Source organism: Roseibium sp. MMSF_3412 (assembly GCF_030733265.1).
GTDB lineage: Bacteria > Pseudomonadota > Alphaproteobacteria > Rhizobiales > Stappiaceae > Roseibium.
This window is the reverse complement of record NZ_JASHJI010000014.1, coordinates 96983-115506: the sequence shown is the minus strand read 5'-3', so window position 1 is coordinate 115506 and position 18524 is coordinate 96983. Positions and strand designations below refer to the sequence as shown.

At 61.3% G+C, this 18524-nt stretch carries 18 protein-coding genes; 10 read left to right on the top strand and 8 right to left on the bottom strand.

Annotated features, from left to right (window positions below; genetic code table 11):
• Positions 1-10: 10 nt before the first annotated feature.
• From RBB49_RS21365 to RBB49_RS21345, 5 genes are read right to left on the bottom strand one after another with little or no spacing between them, the layout of a single operon-like run.
• The gene (locus RBB49_RS21365) at positions 11-1135 is read right to left on the bottom strand and encodes a mandelate racemase/muconate lactonizing enzyme family protein (RefSeq protein ID WP_306144926.1); all 1125 of its coding nucleotides are present in this window, start codon (positions 1133-1135) and stop codon (positions 11-13) included.
• On the bottom strand, positions 1132-2247 hold the full coding sequence (locus RBB49_RS21360) for a mandelate racemase/muconate lactonizing enzyme family protein (RefSeq protein ID WP_306144925.1): 1116 nt from the start codon (positions 2245-2247) through the stop codon (positions 1132-1134). Before RBB49_RS21360 ends, RBB49_RS21365 begins: the two co-directional genes overlap by 4 nt.
• Positions 2244-3356 (bottom strand): mandelate racemase/muconate lactonizing enzyme family protein, encoded by a 1113-nt coding sequence (locus tag RBB49_RS21355; protein ID WP_306144924.1) that lies wholly within the window; start codon positions 3354-3356, stop codon positions 2244-2246. The genes RBB49_RS21360 and RBB49_RS21355 overlap by 4 nt, the downstream gene beginning before the upstream one ends.
• Positions 3353-4447: an alcohol dehydrogenase family protein gene (locus tag RBB49_RS21350; protein ID WP_306144923.1), complete on the bottom strand. Its 1095-nt coding sequence runs from the start codon at positions 4445-4447 to the stop codon at positions 3353-3355. The genes RBB49_RS21355 and RBB49_RS21350 overlap by 4 nt, the downstream gene beginning before the upstream one ends.
• Entirely contained in the window at positions 4444-6924 is a 2481-nt protein-coding gene (locus tag RBB49_RS21345; protein ID WP_306144922.1) for an FAD-dependent oxidoreductase, read from the bottom strand. Before RBB49_RS21345 ends, RBB49_RS21350 begins: the two co-directional genes overlap by 4 nt.
• A 76-nt stretch (positions 6925-7000) precedes the next feature.
• Between RBB49_RS21345 and RBB49_RS21340 the strand changes: the two genes are divergently transcribed.
• From RBB49_RS21340 to RBB49_RS21295, 10 genes are all read left to right on the top strand, one after another.
• The gene (locus RBB49_RS21340; protein WP_306144921.1) at positions 7001-7909 is read left to right on the top strand and encodes a MurR/RpiR family transcriptional regulator; all 909 of its coding nucleotides are present in this window, start codon (positions 7001-7003) and stop codon (positions 7907-7909) included.
• The gene (locus RBB49_RS21335; protein WP_306144920.1) at positions 7906-8988 is read left to right on the top strand and encodes an aromatic ring-hydroxylating dioxygenase subunit alpha; all 1083 of its coding nucleotides are present in this window, start codon (positions 7906-7908) and stop codon (positions 8986-8988) included. The genes RBB49_RS21340 and RBB49_RS21335 overlap by 4 nt, the downstream gene beginning before the upstream one ends.
• Positions 8988-9836 (top strand): hypothetical protein, encoded by an 849-nt coding sequence (locus RBB49_RS21330; RefSeq protein ID WP_306144919.1) that lies wholly within the window; start codon positions 8988-8990, stop codon positions 9834-9836. The genes RBB49_RS21335 and RBB49_RS21330 overlap by 1 nt, the downstream gene beginning before the upstream one ends.
• A complete protein-coding gene (locus RBB49_RS21325) occupies positions 9829-10572 on the top strand; it encodes a hypothetical protein (RefSeq protein WP_306144918.1) in 744 nt (247 codons plus the stop codon). Before RBB49_RS21330 ends, RBB49_RS21325 begins: the two co-directional genes overlap by 8 nt.
• Entirely contained in the window at positions 10569-12020 is a 1452-nt protein-coding gene (locus tag RBB49_RS21320) for an aldehyde dehydrogenase family protein (protein WP_306144917.1), read from the top strand. Before RBB49_RS21325 ends, RBB49_RS21320 begins: the two co-directional genes overlap by 4 nt.
• 3 nt (positions 12021-12023) lie before the next feature.
• Positions 12024-12404 (top strand): carboxymuconolactone decarboxylase family protein, encoded by a 381-nt coding sequence (locus RBB49_RS21315; protein ID WP_306144916.1) that lies wholly within the window; start codon positions 12024-12026, stop codon positions 12402-12404.
• Positions 12405-12531: 127 nt separating this feature from the next.
• Complete coding sequence (locus tag RBB49_RS21310; RefSeq protein WP_306144915.1) at positions 12532-13239, top strand: ABC transporter permease; 708 nt, start codon at positions 12532-12534, stop codon at positions 13237-13239.
• The gene (locus RBB49_RS21305; RefSeq protein WP_306144914.1) at positions 13232-14050 is read left to right on the top strand and encodes an energy-coupling factor ABC transporter ATP-binding protein; all 819 of its coding nucleotides are present in this window, start codon (positions 13232-13234) and stop codon (positions 14048-14050) included. The genes RBB49_RS21310 and RBB49_RS21305 overlap by 8 nt, the downstream gene beginning before the upstream one ends.
• Positions 14047-14883, top strand: a complete 837-nt coding sequence (locus tag RBB49_RS21300) for a substrate-binding domain-containing protein (RefSeq protein ID WP_306144913.1) — start codon at positions 14047-14049, stop codon at positions 14881-14883. The genes RBB49_RS21305 and RBB49_RS21300 overlap by 4 nt, the downstream gene beginning before the upstream one ends.
• A gap of 115 nt (positions 14884-14998) precedes the next feature.
• Entirely contained in the window at positions 14999-15556 is a 558-nt protein-coding gene (locus RBB49_RS21295; protein ID WP_306144912.1) for a hypothetical protein, read from the top strand.
• A gap of 35 nt (positions 15557-15591) precedes the next feature.
• Here the strand turns inward: RBB49_RS21295 and RBB49_RS21290 are convergent, their stop codons facing one another.
• The 3 genes from RBB49_RS21290 to RBB49_RS21280 all read right to left on the bottom strand — a co-directional run bounded on the left by RBB49_RS21290 (position 15592) and on the right by RBB49_RS21280 (position 18441).
• On the bottom strand, positions 15592-15720 hold the full coding sequence (locus RBB49_RS21290) for a hypothetical protein (RefSeq protein ID WP_306144911.1): 129 nt from the start codon (positions 15718-15720) through the stop codon (positions 15592-15594).
• A complete protein-coding gene (locus RBB49_RS21285; protein ID WP_306144910.1) occupies positions 15717-17024 on the bottom strand; it encodes a c-type cytochrome in 1308 nt (435 codons plus the stop codon). Before RBB49_RS21285 ends, RBB49_RS21290 begins: the two co-directional genes overlap by 4 nt.
• A gap of 196 nt (positions 17025-17220) precedes the next feature.
• Positions 17221-18441: a formate dehydrogenase subunit gamma gene (locus RBB49_RS21280; protein WP_306144909.1), complete on the bottom strand. Its 1221-nt coding sequence runs from the start codon at positions 18439-18441 to the stop codon at positions 17221-17223.
• Positions 18442-18524: the final 83 nt, after the last annotated feature.

Here is an 18524-nt window from a genome sequence, read left to right as displayed (position 1 = left end):
GCAAGCTCCTTCATGCAGCAAGGGAAAGAACGGGCTCGCCCAGAACGTTCGGATCCGGCGCAACGCCAAGGCCAGGTCCTTCGGGAGGTCGTATCCGCCCATTGGTCCGCACCGGCGCATCCGGGTCAAGTCTCGGGTAAACATAGCCGGAGAGGTCGCACACGTTAAGGATAGCCTGCGGCGGCGTGGATGCCGCAACGTGCAGCGCGGCCGCCGTGGCGATATCAGATCCCCAGGTGTCCTCGATACACATCTTGGCACCGAAATGGAGGCACAGGTCCCGCGCCCGCCTGAGATCTGAGATGCCACCGAATTTCGAGAGTTTCAGCGCGACGGCATCCATGCAGCCAAGCTCATAGGCTTTCATCAGGCTGGCGGTATCGTGCGCGGTTTCATCAAGTTTCATCGGCAATCCGGTCGCCGAGCGGACGGCTGCACATTCCTCAAGGGTCGCGCAGGGCTGTTCAAGCATGATATCGAGATCGCGGACGGCGCGCCCGACCCGTGTCGCGTCCAGCCGGCTGGCGCCGCAGTTCCAGTCGCCGTAGACAACCGGCCCCGGACCAACGGCTTCACGCACCAGTCTCAGGCGCGCGACATCGGCTTCCCAGTTGGCGTCCGCACCCAGTTTCACCTGGATCTGGCGCATGCCGCCGGCAACCGCATCCGTCGCGATCGCCGCCATGTCCTCCGGGGCGATGCAGGTGATCGAATGATAGAGCGGGAAATCCGCCGACTGCCGGCCGCCAAGGAGCGTGTAGACCGGCAGCCCGCATGCCTTGCCGGTCAAATCCCAGAGAGCGATGTCGATCACCGATTGCACGTAAGGATGGCCCAGCAGCCAGGACCGGCACTTGCGGGCGATCGCATCAACACCGATCGGGTCGCCGCCCAGCAGAACGGGTGCAAGCTCCTCGATCGCAGGCGCGACGCCCCTGGCATAGGACGGGAGGTAGTGCGGTATCGGGCACACCTCGCCCCAGCCGCTGACATCCTGATCGGTATCGATCCTGAGCACCATGCTGTCGACCGTCGCGCAGGTCTTGCCCTCTGCCATGTAGTAGGTTTCATGGCTTGTGAGCGGCACTTTCCAGAGCGTCAGGCCGGTTATCTTGTAAGCAGGATAGTTGCTCATAAAGGGTCCTCGTAAACCGCAACGGGTTCTCCAAGCGCGTCCGGATCGGGTACGACGCCGACACCGGGCTCGTCGCCGAAACGCACGAAGCCATCGTGGTTGCGGGCCCCCTGACCCGGCACCGGGTCGACGGAAAGATGGGCATGGCAAAGCCAGCTGGCGAGCCGGTTGGCAGCCGGGGTCGACGCTGCCAGCTGAAGGGCGGCCGTGTCTGCGAATGCGCTGCCACCGGTGTCTTCGATATGCATCTGCCAACCGACGGCAAGGCCGAAATCGCGGATCTGCCGCGCCCGCGTCAGCCCGCCGACCCGGTTCGGTTTCACCTTCACACCCTGGCAAGCGCCCTGCTTCCAGGCGTCCAGATGGTCCTGAAAGCTCGTCAGGCATTCATCCAGCATGATCGGCTGCTGCACTTTTTCAGCGACAAACGCGCACTGATCGAGCGTTTCGCAGGGCTGTTCAACCCAGTCCCGCGCCGACACCGCATTCAGCACCTGAAGCGCGACGCCCGGCGTCCAGGCCCGGTTGACATCGAAAGTGACCTGCTCACCTTTCGGCAGCGCGTTCGATATGGCTTCAATCCGGTCAATGTCGGCAGCCGCATCCTCGCCGCCGACCTTGGCGGAATGGGTGCGATAGCCTTTTGCGCTGGCGTCCCGGATCAGCGCGATCATCTCCTCCGGTGTTCCCGTTGAAATCGAGGAATTGATCGCAACCGCCGCCGGCTCGTCGCAACCCAGCATGCGCCAGAGCGGCTGACCGGTCGCCTTGCCGGCGAGATCCCAGCAGGCGATATCAAGCGGTGCCTTGGCATAAGGGTGCCCGGGCAACCGCACGTCCATGATCCGGTTGATCTCGTCAAATGCTCGCGGGTCGCGACCGACAAGAGCAGGCGCCAGAAGCCCAAGGGCGGATCGCAGACCCGGCCCATGGGCGGGCAGATAGGTGTGACCCCACGGGCACCCCTCTCCCCAGCCGGAAGCACCTTCGTCGGTCTCGATCCGCACGAAGGTTGAGTCCAGTTTTTCGAACTTCAGCCGACCGCCGGAAAGCCAGTAGGGTTTGGCAAGCGGAAGGTCGATCTGCCAGACGCTGATCCTGGAAATCCTCATGCCGCCTCTCCGTAGACGGCGACGGGTACGCCAAGACTGTCAAGGTCCGGCTCCACGCCAAGACCGGGCGTGTCGGAAGCATAGAGCTTTCCATTCGCTGACTTGGGAGGCGGAGCACCTGTGGACCGTGTGTTGTAGTTGTGCAGATCCGTGGTGTTCTGAAGGAACTCCTCTGGCGTCGAGGCCGCGAAATGGGCAAGCGTTGCCGTTGCAATCTCTCCGCCCCATGTGTCTTCCGAAACAACGGGGATGCGGTTGTCGACGAAGAAGTCCCGGACGCGGCGCGCCTTGGAGAGGCCGCCCAGGTTGGAGATTTTCAGGCAGACGAGATCGGCCGCCCTGTCGGCAACGATCCGTTGTGCGGCTGCAAGACCGGTCACGCATTCGTCCAGTTTCATGGGTAGATCGATCCGCTGACGGACCTGCAGGCATTCTTCGTAGGTGCGGCAGGGCTGCTCGAATATGAAATCGAGATCGCGTGTTGCCCGCGCCACCCTGAGCGCATTGTCGACGCGCCATCCCTGGTTGGCATCCGCCATCGCCTTTTCGCCAGGTTTGAGCAGCGGCACCGTCGCGCGGATGCGGTCGATGTCCTGAACCCAGTCTGCGCCGACCTTGATCTGGAATTGCCGGTAACCGCTTGCGCGGTGCCTCTCCAGTTCGGCGACTGTTTCTTCTGTCGAGCGGTGCGGGGCAACCCGGTACATCGGCGCGCCATCGGTCAGCTTGCCGCCGAGCAGCATCCAGACCGGCGCATTGAGCGCCTTGCCGGCGATGTCCCAGCAAGCGGCATCGAACGGTGCCTTGGCATAGCCATGCCCCTGAACGAGATGATCCAGAAGCTGCTCGATACGGGCGACCTGACGCGGGTCCTCGCCGATCAGCGCCGGCGCAACAAGACGGGCGAGCGCCTCAACGCCCTCCGAATGCGCCACCATGTAGTTCTCGCCGCAAGGCGTGAACTCGCCGCATCCGGCAAGACCGGCGTCTGTGTCGATGACCACCACCGATGCCCGCGCGGTCGAGATCGCGTTACCCGCGCCCCAGCCATAAGTGCCGTCGACATAGGGCAGATCGGTCTTGAAGATCCGGATACGGGTAATCTTCATGGGATCACCACGATGTTTCCCGTATGTTTTTTCTCTATGAAGGCCGTCTGCGCCGCGTGAAAGTCCTTCAGCGCATAGGTCGCCGCAAGCGCCGGCTTGACTTCTCCGCGCTCAATATAGCCGACCAGATCCTTGAAGATATGCGGTTCGACGACGGTGGACCCGATCAGGGTCAGATCGTTCAGGTAAAAGGTTCTGAGATCGAACTCGACGATCGGACCCGCGATGGCGCCGGAACACGTATAGCGGCCCCCGCGCGCCAGAACCGAGACAAGATTGCCCCAATAGGGTCCGCCGACAATGTCGGCGACAACAGAGACGGTCTCCCGGCCGGTCGCTTGCTTAAGGGCTGCACCCAGGTCTTCCGGTGCACGATCCAGCAGCACATCCGCGCCGAGGGCTTTCACGGCAGCATGCTTGGAGGCAGAAGCAAGCGCGACGACCTTTGCGCCACGCCGCTTGGCAAGCTGCACAACCGCGGAGCCGACCCCGCCCGATGCGCCCGTGACAAGAACCGTGTCACGCTCCCCCAAATGCGCGCGGCTGAGCATACCCTCCGCTGTCGTGTAGGAACACGAGAACGTGGCAAGTTCCGCGTCACTCAATGCCGACTGAACCGCGCCGACATTGTTGGCATTGGCGACCGTGTATTCGGCATAGCCACCGTTGCACTCGGACCCGAAGTAACCGGCCTTGTCCTTGTTGAACGGATCGGACCAGTCGCGGAGCCAGCCATCAACCATGACGCGTTTGCCCAGCAGAGTGTCCGGCGCGCCATCACCCAGCGCGACAACCTCGCCGACCGCATCCGCGCCCTGGATGCGCGGAAACGTGATCGGTGCCCCGCCCCAGGTCGGATCTTCTTCGCCGACCTCTTCGTACGCGCCGCCGGTTGTCGCGTCCGAAACGGTCTTGGAGTACCAGCCGGATCTCGTATTCACATCCGTATTGTTCAACCCGCATGCGCCGACCTTGATCAGCACCTCACCGGGTCCGGGTTGCGGGGTCGGCCAGTCCTCGTGCCAGACCAGCTTGTCGAGCCCGCCATGTCCCTCCAGGACAATGGCATTCATGGTCGCCGGTATCGTCATTCCGCAGCCACTCCGACTGGTGCATCCGTTCTGGGAAGCAGGCTTTCGGGGTCATAGGCGGGAACATCAAGCACCCGGGCCTTGCGCACCCCGTTCATGATGACGACTTCCAGCTCCTGCCCCGGCGCGGCCGCTTCAGGTTTGACATAGGCAAAGGCGAGGATCTTGCCGACCGTATGGGCATAGGCGACCGAACTGGTCGCGCCGACAGGCTCTCCGTTGAACAGCACGGCTTCACCGCCATGCCCGTCTTCGAGCCCGTCCGGCTCGATCTGAAGATAGACGCAGACCCAGGGCAGTTCCGACGACGCGGCGCTTGCCTCTGTTGCGTTCTTGCCGAGGAAGTCTGGTTTGTCGAGCTTTACGAAGCGCATCACGTCGGCTTCCGGCAGCGTGACTTCGTTGGTCAGTTCTCCGGCCCCCTTGAAGCCTTTTTCAAGACGCAGCGCGTTCATGGCAAACGAGCCGTAGTCTGCAAGCCCAATGGGTGCGCCGGTCTTCCACAGAGCGTCATACACCTCGAGCATGGCCTCGCGCGGAATGTGGAACTCCCAGCCGAGTTCGCCGGCATAGGACATGCGGAACGCCCACAGCTTGTGCCCGGCAACCTCGATTTCCTGTGCGGTCAGCCAGCGGAACGACGCGTTGTCGAGCGCTGCCGGCGTATTGGGGGCAAGAATGTCACGCGCAAGCGGACCGTTCAGCGTCAACGCACCCCAATCGTTGGAGAGGTTGCGGACGCTGACGTTTTCGCCCTTGCCGTTCTGGCTCAGGTGGTCGAGCAGCCGCTGTTCGAAGAAAGCCGCGCAGACCAGGTAGAACCGGTCTTCAGCCAGGCGGACGACCGTCAGTTCCAGTTCGATCCGGCCCCGCCGGTTGAGCATGTGCGTCAGGGCAATGCCGCCGACCTTCCTGGGCAGCCGGTTGGCAACCAGCCTGTCCAGGTAGGCTTCCGCATCCGGGCCGGACAGCTCGATCTTGGTAAAGGCCGAAATGTCCATAATGCCCGCCGTCGTCCTGACCGCCTGCATTTCCCTCGCGACAGCCTCATGCCAAGCTGCCCTCCGGAACGAGTAGTAGTCCCGCTGCTCCAGGTCGCCGGTCGTGAACCAGCGCGGACGTTCATGCCCGTAGACTTCCTCGTAGACGGCGCCCTTTTCCTTCAGCCGTTCATAAAGCGGGCTGGGTTTGAGCGGGCGTCCTTCCAGCCGGTTGAAATGCGGGAACGGAATTTCGTGGCGCAGGCAGTAATCTTCCTTGGCCTTGACGACCTGCCATTCCTTGTCGGCATAACCGCCGAACCGGCGTGGGTCGAATTCGCGCATGGAAATGTCCGCCGAGCCGTGCACGATCCAGCGTGCAAGTTCACGCGTCAGGCCCGGTCCCCAGCCGATACCGATCTGGGTGCCGCAGCAGCACCAGTAGTTCTTCACGCCCGGAGCCGGACCGATCAGTGGATTTCCATCAGGCGGATGCGAAATCGCGCCGTGCACCTCGCGCTTGATACCGAGCTCGGCGAGGATCGGCATGCGATCCATGGCATTTTCCAGCCACGGCATGATCCGGTCATAGTCCGCTTCGAACAGCTCGTTTTCCGCCTCCCACGGGCAGAAGTCTTCCCATACGGTGTTCGGGTTCTCCTTCTCGTAGATCCCGATAAGACCGGACTTCTGTTCCATGCGGATGTAACCGGAGACCAGCTTGTCGTCGCGAATGACGGGCAGCTCTTCGTCCAGTTCCTTGAATTCCGGCACGGTGTCAGTGACGATGTAGTGATGAGTCATGGAGGTCATCGGCAACTGCAAACCGCTCCATTCGCCCATCTGCCGCGCATATGTGCCGCCCGCATTGACCACGTGCTCGCAGGTAATGTCGCCCAGCTCCGTGGACACTTTCCACTCGCCGTTCGGCTGCTGCTTGATATCCGTTGCGCGGCAGCGCCGGATGATTTTGACGCCGAGCTTGCGAGCCCCGATCGCAAGCGCCTGGGTCACGCCGGACGGGTCCGCATGGCCGTCATCGGGTGTATGCAAGGCCCCAAGAACGCCGTCGAGATTATAGAACGGGTGCAACTCGCGAATGCGCTCCGGTCCGACCAGTTCCATCGGGAACTGAAGCGCCCGGCCAACGCTCATGGTGTGGCGCAGCCAGTCCATCTCGTCTTCCGTGTAGGCCAGCCGGAAAGAACCGCAGCCATGCCAGGTCACCGATTGGCCGGTCTCTTCCTCAAGCAGTCCGGAATAGAGATCGATGTTGTAGCCGACGCATTTTCCGAGCCCGAAACTGGACGTGGAATGGGTGATCTGCCCGGCGGCATGCCAGGTGGAACCGGATGTCAGTTCCGCCTTTTCCAGGAGAACGACGTCCGAGCAGCCCTCATGGGCCAGATGATAGGCAAGGCCGCAGCCCATGATACCGCCGCCGACAATAACGACGCGGGCCGAAGACGGCAGTTTGGAGGTTCCGGTTTCCGACACGTGTGATCTCCCAGGCCGGTGATTTTTCGATGGACATCGTAATTGTACAAATGTACTCTCGTCAATCATGAATGATATGAATGTACCAAAATCTGATTTGAAAGCCCCGCAGGCTGTACTCGACGAACTTGCGTCGGAGCTTGAAGACCTGACACCGGAACTGCGCAAGGCCGCGAGCTATGTGCTTGAAAACCCGAACGATGTCGGCGTCAGTTCGATCCGCGAAATCGCCGATGCGGCAGGGGTCAAACCGAACACCTTCGTGCGCATGGCACGCTCGGTCGGCTTCGACGGCTATGAGGATTTCCGCCACCCGTTTCGCGAGGCAATCCGCAGCCGCGGGACTGATTTTCCGGACCGGGCCCGCTGGCTGCAGTCGCTCGCCAAGGGCGGCCAACTGGGCGCGCTCTTTGCCGAAATGGCCGCCTGCGCCATCTCCAATATCGAGAACACGTTCGCTGCGACCGATGCCAATGCAATGAAGGCGGCAGCCGACGCCATCGTGAATGCGCGCCATACCTATGTCCTCGGCGTCGGCGTCAACAATTCCAACGCCCGCAACTTTACCTATCTTGCCGACATGGCGGTCGACACGATCTGGACCATTCCAAGAATGGGGTCCGTTGCGACGGACGATCTGGCCCGCGCGGACGAGCGGGACGTGCTCGTCGCGATGACCTGCAAACCCTACCGCACGGATGTCATCGCCGCCGTGGAGACGGCACGGGAACAGGGGCTCACCATCGTTGCCATTTCCGACAGCCCGGCCTCGCCCATTGTCGTCGGCAGCGACCATGCCTTCGTCGTCGATGCGGAAACGCCGCAGTTCTTTCCCTCGTCCGTCTCGACGATTGCGCTCCTGGAAACACTGCTTGCCTTCGTCATTGCAGACGCGCCCGAAGACGTCATTTCCAGCATCGACCGTTTTCACACCCGCCGCCACAAGATGGGGCTCTATCAGGAAGAGTGGAAGGACCGCTCATGAACGTTCACAGCCAGCTGACCCATTCGCTCGAAGCCCGCTACTACACGGACCCCGACCATTTCAAACGGGAAAAAGACGGGTTGCTGGCACGAACGTGGCAATTCGCCGGACATATCTCCCAGCTCGAGAAGCCGGGTGACTATTTCACCGTCGATATCGCCGACGAGAGCATCATCTGCCTGCGCGACAGGGACGGCGTGCTGAGGGCCTACTACAATGTCTGCCAGCACCGCGCACATCAGCTGGTACAGGGCGAAGGCAACACCAAGCTGCTGGTCTGCCCCTATCACAGCTGGACCTACGAACTGACCGGCGGCCTGCGCTCCGGCCCCAATGTCCGCTCGGTTCCCGGCTTCGACCGCAGCAAGATCTGCCTGACATCGGTCCGCATCGAAGACTTCTGCGGTTTCCTGTTCGTCAACCTCGACCCGGATGCAAAACCGATGGACGACTGGTTTCCGAACGTGCGCAAGGAACTGCGCGCCTTCGTTCCGCAGATCGACCGTCTGAAACCCCTTGAATGGGTCGAAATTGCCGAGAATTGCAACTGGAAGGTCTCGGTCGAAAACTATTCGGAATGCTATCACTGCCCCATAAACCACCCCACATTCGCGACCGGTGTGGTCAAGCCCGAGACCTATGACATCCAGCCACAAGGATACTGTCTCCGGCACACGACCGAATGCCAGAACCTGGAAAGGATGACCTACGACATCGATCTGGAGGCCAACGAACACGCCGGCGACTATTCCTCGTGGTTCCTCTGGCCGCTGTTCTCGTTTCAGGTCTATCCGGGCAACATCCTGAACACCTATCACTGGCGCGCGGTCGACGTCGATCATGTGATCGTCTGGCGCGGCTGGTACACCATTGACGGCGTCGACAGCGAAACGATCCGGCGGCTCGCCGTTCAGGACCGCTCGACAACCGTGGAAGAGGACATCTACCTGGTCGAGGCCGTCCAGAAGGGGTTGCGCAGCCGCGGCTACAACCCTGGTCCACTGGTGCTCGACCCGGCCTGCGGTGTGAACTCGGAACATTCCGTCAAGGCGCTTCAGAACTGGATGCGGGAAGCCTGATGTCCGCGACCGGGTCCGATGCGCAAGGCATGCCGCTGGAATGGACCGAGGAGCAGAAACTGTTTCCGCATCAGGTCGGTTTCACCTGCCCGCCCCATGACTGGGACGCCGCCCCAAGCGATTTCCTGCGCATTGCCCCCGGCAGTGTCGGTGTCCACGGCTGGATGCTTCATGTGCCCGACTACCGGCACCGGCTCGACCAGCGCACGCAGAACTTTGCCATGCTGGAGGAGTTCGCCTCGGTCATGGCCAACAATGGCGCCGATGTCTGCGCACAGGTCGGTTCAAACTGGGTGCACGCCTCCGGCAAGGGTGTTCAGGGTATTGCCGATTTCTGCGCGCGGCTGAGCGACAAACACGGCCTTGCGTTTCACATGGCAGGCTACGCGATGGTCGAGGCGCTGCGGGAAATGAATGTCGAAAAGGTTGCTCTCAATGCGGTCTATCACTGGCCGGAATGGTGGCAGGGAACGATCGGCTTCCTGAAGGAAGCCGGTTTCGACGTCCTGTGGGCCGGGAACTTTGTCGACCAGGGCTGGTTCAAGAACCAGGAGGACGTGAACCGCAAGAGGTGGATCTTCGACGGCGATCTTGCCCGGCGCAGCTTCGAATTTGTTGCCGACAAGGCGCCAGGTGCCGATGCCTACCTTGCCAACGGCATGGTCAACTTCCGGACCGGGGAAAATAACCAGCCGCAGCGCATGCTGCATCTGACCCCGCATCTGGAAGAGCAGCTTGGCAAACCAGTCATCGCGCACGACACCGCCCTTTACTGGCGAATTTTCCGCTCGCTCGAGCTGGCGCCGGAAGGCAGGCACGGACAGTTGCTGGAGAGGCTCAATGCATAAGATCGTTGCGCTCTGGGCGGTGCCCCGCTCGACCTCGACCGCCTTTGAATGGATGATGCGCCAGCGCGGCGATCTGGACTGCCTGCACGAACCGTTCGGCGAAGCGTGGTACCAGGGCGCAAATCCCCTCTGGCCGAGATGGCGGCCGGGCGAGAAGACCACGCCGGGCCTGACCCTTGAGAGTGTTTGGGAAGACATCCGGACGCGGGCCGAGGCTGGTCCGGTCTTCATCAAGGACTTCCCGCATTATGTCAGCCACATGTGGGACGAAGAGTTCCTGTCCCATTTTACGCATGCTTTCCTGATCCGAGATCCCGCGCTCACGATCACCTCCATGTACGACAAGTGGCCCGACTTCGACAGTGCCGAGGTCGGCTTTCCCGAACAGCGCGCGCTTTTCGACCTGCTTCACGCCTTGCACGGCAAGGCCCCGCCGGTCATCGACAGCGACGACCTTCTGGAAAACCCGGACGGCACGGTAAGAGCGTTTTGCAACGCGGTCGGAATTCCCTTCATTGCCGATGCTCTCACCTGGGAAGCGGGGGCTGACACGGCACAATACAGCTGGTGGGACGGCGGATCCTTCCACGCCAATCTCAGGAACTCGACCGGTCTCCGGCCGCAAAAACGGCGCTACGTTGAACTGGACGATGCGCCAGAACGCGTGCGTCATGTCCATCGGCGCATGAAACCCCACTACGACAGACTTCATTCCTACAGGATCAGGGCAAAGTGACGGATATCCCGGCCTATTGGCACAACTTTATTGACGGCGACTACTGCGAAGGTGGCGCTGGACATATCGAGGTTCTCGATCCCTCGACCGGTGAGCGGGTCGCGGACCAGGCGATTGCGGACGAGGGCGATGTCGACCGCGCGGTTTCGGCGGCCGAGGCCCTCAGTGCAAATGGCGCCTGGTCGGACCTTCGCCCCGTGGAACGCGGCCGCATCGTTCGAAAAATGGGAGAGTACATTCTCGACCGGATCGACGAGATCGCGCCGATCCTGACGCGCGAAGCCGGCAAGCCGCTCTGGGAAGCAAGGCTCGAACTTGAAGGCGCGGCGCGCTACTTCGAATATTACGGGAACCAGGCCGAAACAATGGAAGGCCGCTCCATCCCGCTCGGCGGCGGCTACTTCGATTTCACGACCCACGAACCGTTCGGTGTTTCCGCCCAGATCATTCCCTGGAACTACCCGATGGAAATGACGGCTCGCTCACTGTCAGCCGCGCTTGCCGTCGGCTGTTCCGTTGTCGTGAAGACACCCGAACTCGACCCGCTCACCAACCGGTATTTTGCAGATGCAGCGCTCGCCTGCGGCCTGCCCGACGGCGCGCTCAATATCCTGTGCGGACTGGGCAAGGACACCGGCGCTGCGCTGACGGCCCACCCCGGCGTCAACCAGATCGTCTTCACCGGCTCGGTTCAGACCGGAACAGCCATCGCAACGGCTGCGGCACGGAACGTGGTGCCCTGTGTGCTCGAACTCGGCGGCAAGTCCGCCGCGATTGTCCATGATGATGCCGATCTGGATGCTTTTCTCTCCGATGTCCGTTGGGGCATCTATTTCAATGCCGGCCAGGTCTGTTCGGCGATGTCGCGCGTCGTCGCGCACGAAAGGATTCACGACAAGCTGGTCGACGGCATCGTTGCCATGGCGGAAGACCTCGATGTCGGCGACGGCCTCGGGTTTCCGGATTTTGGCGCAAACATGGGCCCGATGATTTCCGAAGGCCAGTGCCAGCGCGCGGCCGGAATGGTTTCAAAGGCCGAACGCGACGGTGCCCGCACCGCCACCGGCGGACGGCGGATGAACCGGCCGGGTTACTTTCTCGAACCGACGGTACTGACAGGCGTCACGCCCGAGATGACGATCGCCAACGACGAGGTCTTCGGACCGGTTCTGTCTGTCCTGAAGTTCTGCACCGAGGAAGAGGCCATCCGGATCGCCAATGGAACACCGTATGGGTTGGTCGCAGGAGTCTTCACGTCCGACATCGACCGCGCCATGCGGGCGACCAGAGCACTTCGTGCCGGCCAGGTGTTCGTCAATGAATGGTACGCCGGCGGCGTCGAGACCCCCTTTGGCGGTTTCAGCAAATCCGGCTACGGTCGCGAGAAGGGCCGCGAAGCGCTGCTCAACTACGTTCAAACGAAAAATGTCGCGATCAAACTGAGGTAAGAGATGGATCAGGATCTGTTCGAAAAGGGACTGGAGCAGCGCAAGGCGACGCTCGGCGCCGAATATGTCGAAAACAATCTGGCAAAGGCGGATGATTTCACACGCCCGTTTCAGGAGGCAATGACCGCCTGGTGCTGGGGGTTCGGCTGGGGTGACGACGTCATCGACCCCAAGACCCGCTCCATGATGAACCTCGCGATGATCGGCGCGCTCGGCAAAATGACCGAGTGGGAAATCCATTGCAGGGGTGCCATCAACAACGGCGTCTCCAAGAAGGAAATCCAGGCCATCATCCACGTGGTCGGCATTTATTGCGGTGTGCCGCAGGCCCTGGAGTGCTTCCGGGTTGCCAGGAAAGTGCTCGAAGAACAGGGCGCTGCATAACGCCGTCAGGCCACGGCGTCTTCGCGTACCGACAAGTCGCACCCGAGTTCGTCTTCGCGCCAGGTTTGAGTTGGATTTTTGTGCATTTTACGCTATTTTTTCCCAAAGCTTGGGAGGAAAAGCATAAATGGACGGTTTCTGGAGCGTCCTTGGCGGGGCATTCGCCCTCGTCTTCGCACTTGATCCGGATCTCCTGGAAATCATCGGCCTGTCGATGCGGGTGACCCTCACGGCCGTCTTTTTCGCCTGCCTGATCGGACTGCCGCTTGGCGCTGCCGTCGGGGTTTTCCGGTTTCCCGGCAGAACGCTTCTGACAGTCGCGCTGAACGCGCTGATGGGATTGCCGCCGGTCGTGGTCGGTCTTGTCGTCTACCTGATGCTGTCGGCCTCCGGTCCATTCGGCCCGCTTCGCCTGCTTTATACGCCGAGCGCAATGATCATCGCCCAGATGATCATCGTCACACCCATCGTGGCCGCGCTGACGCGGCAGGTGGTCGAAGACCTGAACCGCGAATACGCCGAACAGTTTGCATCGCTCGGGGTCGGTGCACTGGACCGGTTGTTGTCCCTGCTCTGGGATGCCCGCTACAGCCTTTTGACCGTCGCCTTGGCCGGGTTCGGCCGGGCGGTCGCCGAAGTCGGCGCGGTCCTGATCGTCGGCGGCAACATCAACCACGTGACCCGCGTGATGACAACGACCATCGCGTTGGAAACTTCGAAAGGAAACCTCCAGCTCGCCCTCGCACTTGGTGTCGTTCTGCTGGCAATCGCCTTTACGGTGACCGCCTGCGTCATGGCCCTGAAGGCCTCGGCCGTGAGGGCCGCCTATGCGTGACGCCGGTTTCGATATGCCCGCCGCACCCTCCGCTCCGCGTCAGTTGCTGACACCCGAGCCGCTTCTGGAAGCACGCGGGCTTGTGTTCGAAGCAAGCGGCCAGCGGCTTCTGAATGGTGTCGATGTGTCGATCCGAAAAGGATCGCGAACCCTTGTCATGGGACCGAACGGCGCTGGCAAAAGCCTGCTTCTGCGATTGCTCCACGGGCTGATCCAGCCGCAGCAAGGCATGATCTCATGGCAGGGACAGCCGCTTACAAAACAGGTCCGGCAGGCGCAGGCCATGGTGTTTCAGCGCCCGGTCCTGTTGCGCCGGTCCGTTCTTGCCAATCTCAAATTTGCCCTGTCGGTGCGTGGACTGCGCGGTTCCGAGCGTGCAAGGAAGATCGACGACGCCCTTGCCGCTGCCGGTCTCGATCATCTTGCAAAACGGCCCGCGCGCGTTCTCTCCGGCGGAGAACAGCAACGGCTGGCGGTGGTCCGGGCGCTTGCCTGTGACCCCGACCTCCTGTTTCTCGACGAGCCGACGGCCAATCTCGATCCGGCCTCGACCGCAGCGATCGAAACCCTTGTGCTGGAAGCAAATGCGCGCGGCGTCACGATCGTTCTCGTTACCCATGACACAGGTCAGGCGCATCGCCTCGGCGAGGACGTTATCTTTCTCCAGGATGGCGTTGTCGCGGAAACCGGTTCTGCCCATCAGGTTCTGAACACCCCTCAAAGCGAACCGGCACGCGCATGGCATGACGGCAGACTTTACCTTGGTCCCAACACCCGAACTCTGGCGGAAACTTCCAGGAGGACATTTTGATCAGACGCCTGATGAGCCTTGCGCTCGCAACCATTGTTCTCGCGGCGGTAACTGTCTCCGCCTCGATTGCCGATGAGAAGTTCATCATCATTCAATCGACCACGTCGACCCAGAATTCAGGCCTTTTCGACCATATTCTTCCCGCCTTTCGGGACAAGACCGGGATCGAAGTCCGGGTTGTCGCTGTCGGCACGGGTCAGGCGATCCGCAATGCCGTCAATGGAGACGGCGACGTGCTTCTGGTCCATTCAAAGCCGTCCGAAGAAAAATTCGTTGCCGACGGGTTCGGCATCTCCCGCGCCGATGTCATGTATAATGACTTCGTGATTGTCGGGCCCGCCTCCGACCCGGCTGGTATCAGGGGCAGCCGTGACGCGATCGACGCTTTGCCAAAGATCGCGGAGAGCGAGACGCCGTTCGCCTCGCGCGGTGACGACAGCGGCACACACAAGGCGGAGCTCCGGCTCTGGAAAGCCGCGAACATTGATGCAGCCGCTTCGTCGGGGACCTGGTACCGGGAAACCGGGTCAGGCATGGGATCCACGTTGAACACCGCCATCGGCATGGATGCCTATGTCATGACAGACCGGGCGACTTGGATCGCTTTTGGAAACAAGGCGACGCACGAAATCATGGTTGAAGGTGATCCGCGAATGTTCAACCAGTACGGCGTGATCGTGGTGAACCCCGAGGTGCATCCGCACGTGAAGGCCGAAATGGGCCAGGTGTTCGCCGACTGGCTGCTGTCAAAAGAAGGCCAGGCGGCAATCGCGGATTACACGGTCGACGGCCAGCAGCTGTTCTTCCCGAATGCCAATGACGGCTCCAGCTGACATCGGTTGAACCGACCGGAGCGGAGCCAGCTTCGTACACGAGACTGTGACCGGTTCGCGCTTGTTGACGTCCGCGCCGATACGGCATGCTGCTTCCATTCTGGTTGGAGGCGGCATGCTGAAGAAACTCATCCCGGCAGGTCTTGCGCTGATTTGTGCAAGCCCCGCAATGGCCGTCGTTCTGGGCGGCGAAATCGTCGATCAGCGCGGCAATGGCAAGTTTGTTCTTCTGGACACGAGTACGCCTTTCAGCGTCGGTGCCGATAACTTCAACACGGACAATCTTTACGCATTCGATGAGGACCAGAACATTGTTCTGACGGAACCGATCAGGGTCGATTTCGGAGGAGACAACGGCATCATCCGGCAAGGCGAAACCATCGCAAGCCACTATGTCTTCTTCGACAGTTTTGCAGGCGTCCACTATGGCTACGTTGACTTCGATGCACCCGTTCTGGGGATCGCCGCGTTTCAGGACACGATGGCGGCAACCGATTTCCTCGCGAACAACGATGTGAACTACATAAGTACCGAACTGCGCGGGCTGGAGCCAGGCGACCGGGTCTGGGTCGACCGTCAGAATCCCAATCGCCTGTGGGTCTTCTGGGCAGGTTCTTCGCCCGGCGACTATATCCGGGTCTTCACGGAAAAATCGCTAGGCGCGATGATGTAAAGCGTAACGTGTTGCTGCCAGGCAGCGGGACAGGTCTACTCTCCCAGCCGTACGGAGGAACTGCTGCCCTGTTCGGCGCTGGAGAAACCTGCGCGGTCGAGAACCTGGCTCGCGCCGATCGAAATCACCACGATTGCGGCAAAGGCCGCCAACATAGCTCTCATTGTGTTTCTCCGTTCTTGTTTTGCGAGCCGGCCGCCGCTTTCAGATAATTGACCAGGTCGGTCCGGTCCTCGGGCTTGGCGATCACCTGCATCGGCATTTTCGAACCGGGGATGAAGTGATCCGGGCCATCCAGAAACAGCTGGTCGATCGTCTCCTCGGTCCAGACTATATCAGACCCGGTCAGGGTTTTCGAATAGGGGTAGTCCGGCAGCGTCCCCGCGCGTCGTCCGAACACCTCATAAAGGCTTGGTCCCGCCTTGCGCGCACTGCCCTCCGTCAGGGCGTGGCATATGGAACATTTGCGCGCAAACTGCCGTTCGCCGTTGGACATCTGTTCAGGCTTGCGCAGGAAATTGGGCGTTTCCTTCGCCATCGGATCGAACTTTCCAAGACCGGCAACAGGCCAGGAATAGACGATATCCTCGATCCCGCCGGCATGCAGAACTTCGCCATCCTTTGAAAAGGCGAGCGCCCAGATCGGTCCCTTCAGGGCGGCTTTGAAGTCGGACTCAATCGACCATGATTCCGTGTCAAAAACGGTGATAAAGCCATGCCCGTCTCCGGTCGCCAGCCGTTTGCCGTCCTCGCTGAGAGACATGGCGAGAATGGGCCGCCGCTCCAGCGTGAAATCGTGCAGCCGGTCACCGGTTTCAATGTCAACTATGCGGGTGACACCATCCTGCGACCCGTAGGCCACCCAGGTCTCGTTGCTGTTCTTGCCACCGAGTGCCAGCACGTTCACACCGAAGCCGTTTCGGACGATGACCCGTTTTTCGGCCTTGGCGGCAACGTCCCAGAGTATGATGGAGCCGTCGACGGAGGCAGAGTAGAGCCAGGCCCCGTCCGCTGAGAACGCGACCTTGTTCACGCCGGCACTGTGACCGCTCAGGAATGTCGGTGCGCCGCCATCTACCGGCCACAGGCCGATTTTCGCATCCCAGCTTGCGCTGGCGATCATCGTGCGGTCCGGAGACACCGCGAGTCCCATGACCTTCGCCGTGTGGCCTTCAAGCTTTTTCTGCGAGCCGTCTTCAAGGTTCCACAGGATCAGGGCGTTGTCGTCGCCGGCCGACACCACGAGATCGTCGTTGACGAAGCGCACCACCTTGACCGCGGCTTCGTGTCCGTCCAGCCAGTCCGGTTCCCGGCCCGACCAGACCCCGACCGCATTGTCGAAACTTGCCGTTGCCACACGTCCGCTGTCTCTGGACACCGTGATGTCCATGACGGGGCCGCCATGCCCCTTGAGCGTCTCGAAATCGGCGGCGGATGAGGGATCGAAGACAAACAGGGACAGGAACATGGCCACCGCCCCGGACGACCTCGCAGAGATCCGGGGCCCAAGCGCGTCCCGAACGGCAGACCAAGCGCCGTCAGAGCCGCGCAGCCACCCGGAAACCGCAATGCTAGCCGGGCCAGGAACCTGGCCCCGGCTCTGCACTTTGTTTCGCCGGAAAAACACCGAGGCGGATTTCAAACCCAGAACCACCGTTTCTGCCCTACTCAGCAGGAACCGCGTTTTTGGTCGGGGCTTCGGACTTTTGCTGTGCCTCTTCGACTTCCTTGACCCACAGCCCGTGGTGCTCACGCGCCCACTGCAGCTCGACCTCGCCGGATCCCATGGCATCATAGGCACCTTCCATGCCCACCGACCCGATATAGATATGCGCCAGGATCATCGCGATCATCAGGAAGGCCACGATCGTGTGCCAGAGCTGGGCGTATTGCATTTCCTCGTGAGGCGCGAGTTCGGTCGGCAGGGTACCGAGCCCGACCAACTGCGGCAGCCCGAGATTGTTCAGGATTTCGAAGGTCTTGGCGAACATCGGGAAATCGAACGGGAACAACAGCGAGATGCCCGAGGCGGAAATCGATGCACCGAGAACAATCACGCCCCAGAAGATCATTTTCTGACCGAAGTTGAATTTCTTCGCTGGAGGATGAACGCCTTTTTTCAGCAGTCCGCCGCCGACCGCGATCCATTTCAGGTCCGTCTTGTTCGGTATGTTGTGCACCACCCACATGACGAAAATCATCAAGAGACCGAGCATGAATGCCCAGGAAACGTTGTTGTGGACCCACTTGGACGCCAGCGCGATCGGGGCATAGGCATCCTTGCCGAGCAGCGGAATGATGGCGATCCGCCCGAAGAGAACGATCAGACCCGTCACAGCCAGCAAAATGAAACTGCCGGCGAGCAGCCAGTGCCCGAATCTTTCGATCATCTTGAAGCGGGTAATTGTCTGGCCGGTCTTTTCGCCGTCGATCCGGATCCGGCCGCGGAGCAGATAGAACAGGAGGAGGAAGGCAAGCGTGCCGGCAAGCAGATAGGCACCGTAGGTCTTCAATGGTCCGTTGCGGATCTCAAGCCAGCGCATCCCCCCGTCCTGCATCAGCACGGTGGCTTCCTTGCCGCCGGACGAAACCGTGATATCGGCAGACCCGAAGCGCAGGGCGCGCCAGAGTTCGGGATCGGACACCCCGCCCAGTGTTCCCAGCTGATTGGTCATGCCGGCTGCCGAGTTCGGGTCCCCGGTGGCGTTGCGCCTGAAATCGTAATCGACCGCCTCGCCGCGCTGACGCTTCATGATGTCTTCGAGCGTCTGCGCGCCTCCGGTCGCGCTCCGATCGGCCTGCGGTGGCTCCTGGGGCTGTTCCTGGGCAAGTGCCGGGGACAGAAATGCCAGCAAAACAACAACAGCCAAAACCAAGCGTTTCATAGCCGGATCCTCATTCCTTGTGCAGCGTAGAGCCTAGCAGAGATGAAGAGGGCGGCATGTCTGCCGCCCCGTTCAGATTTCAA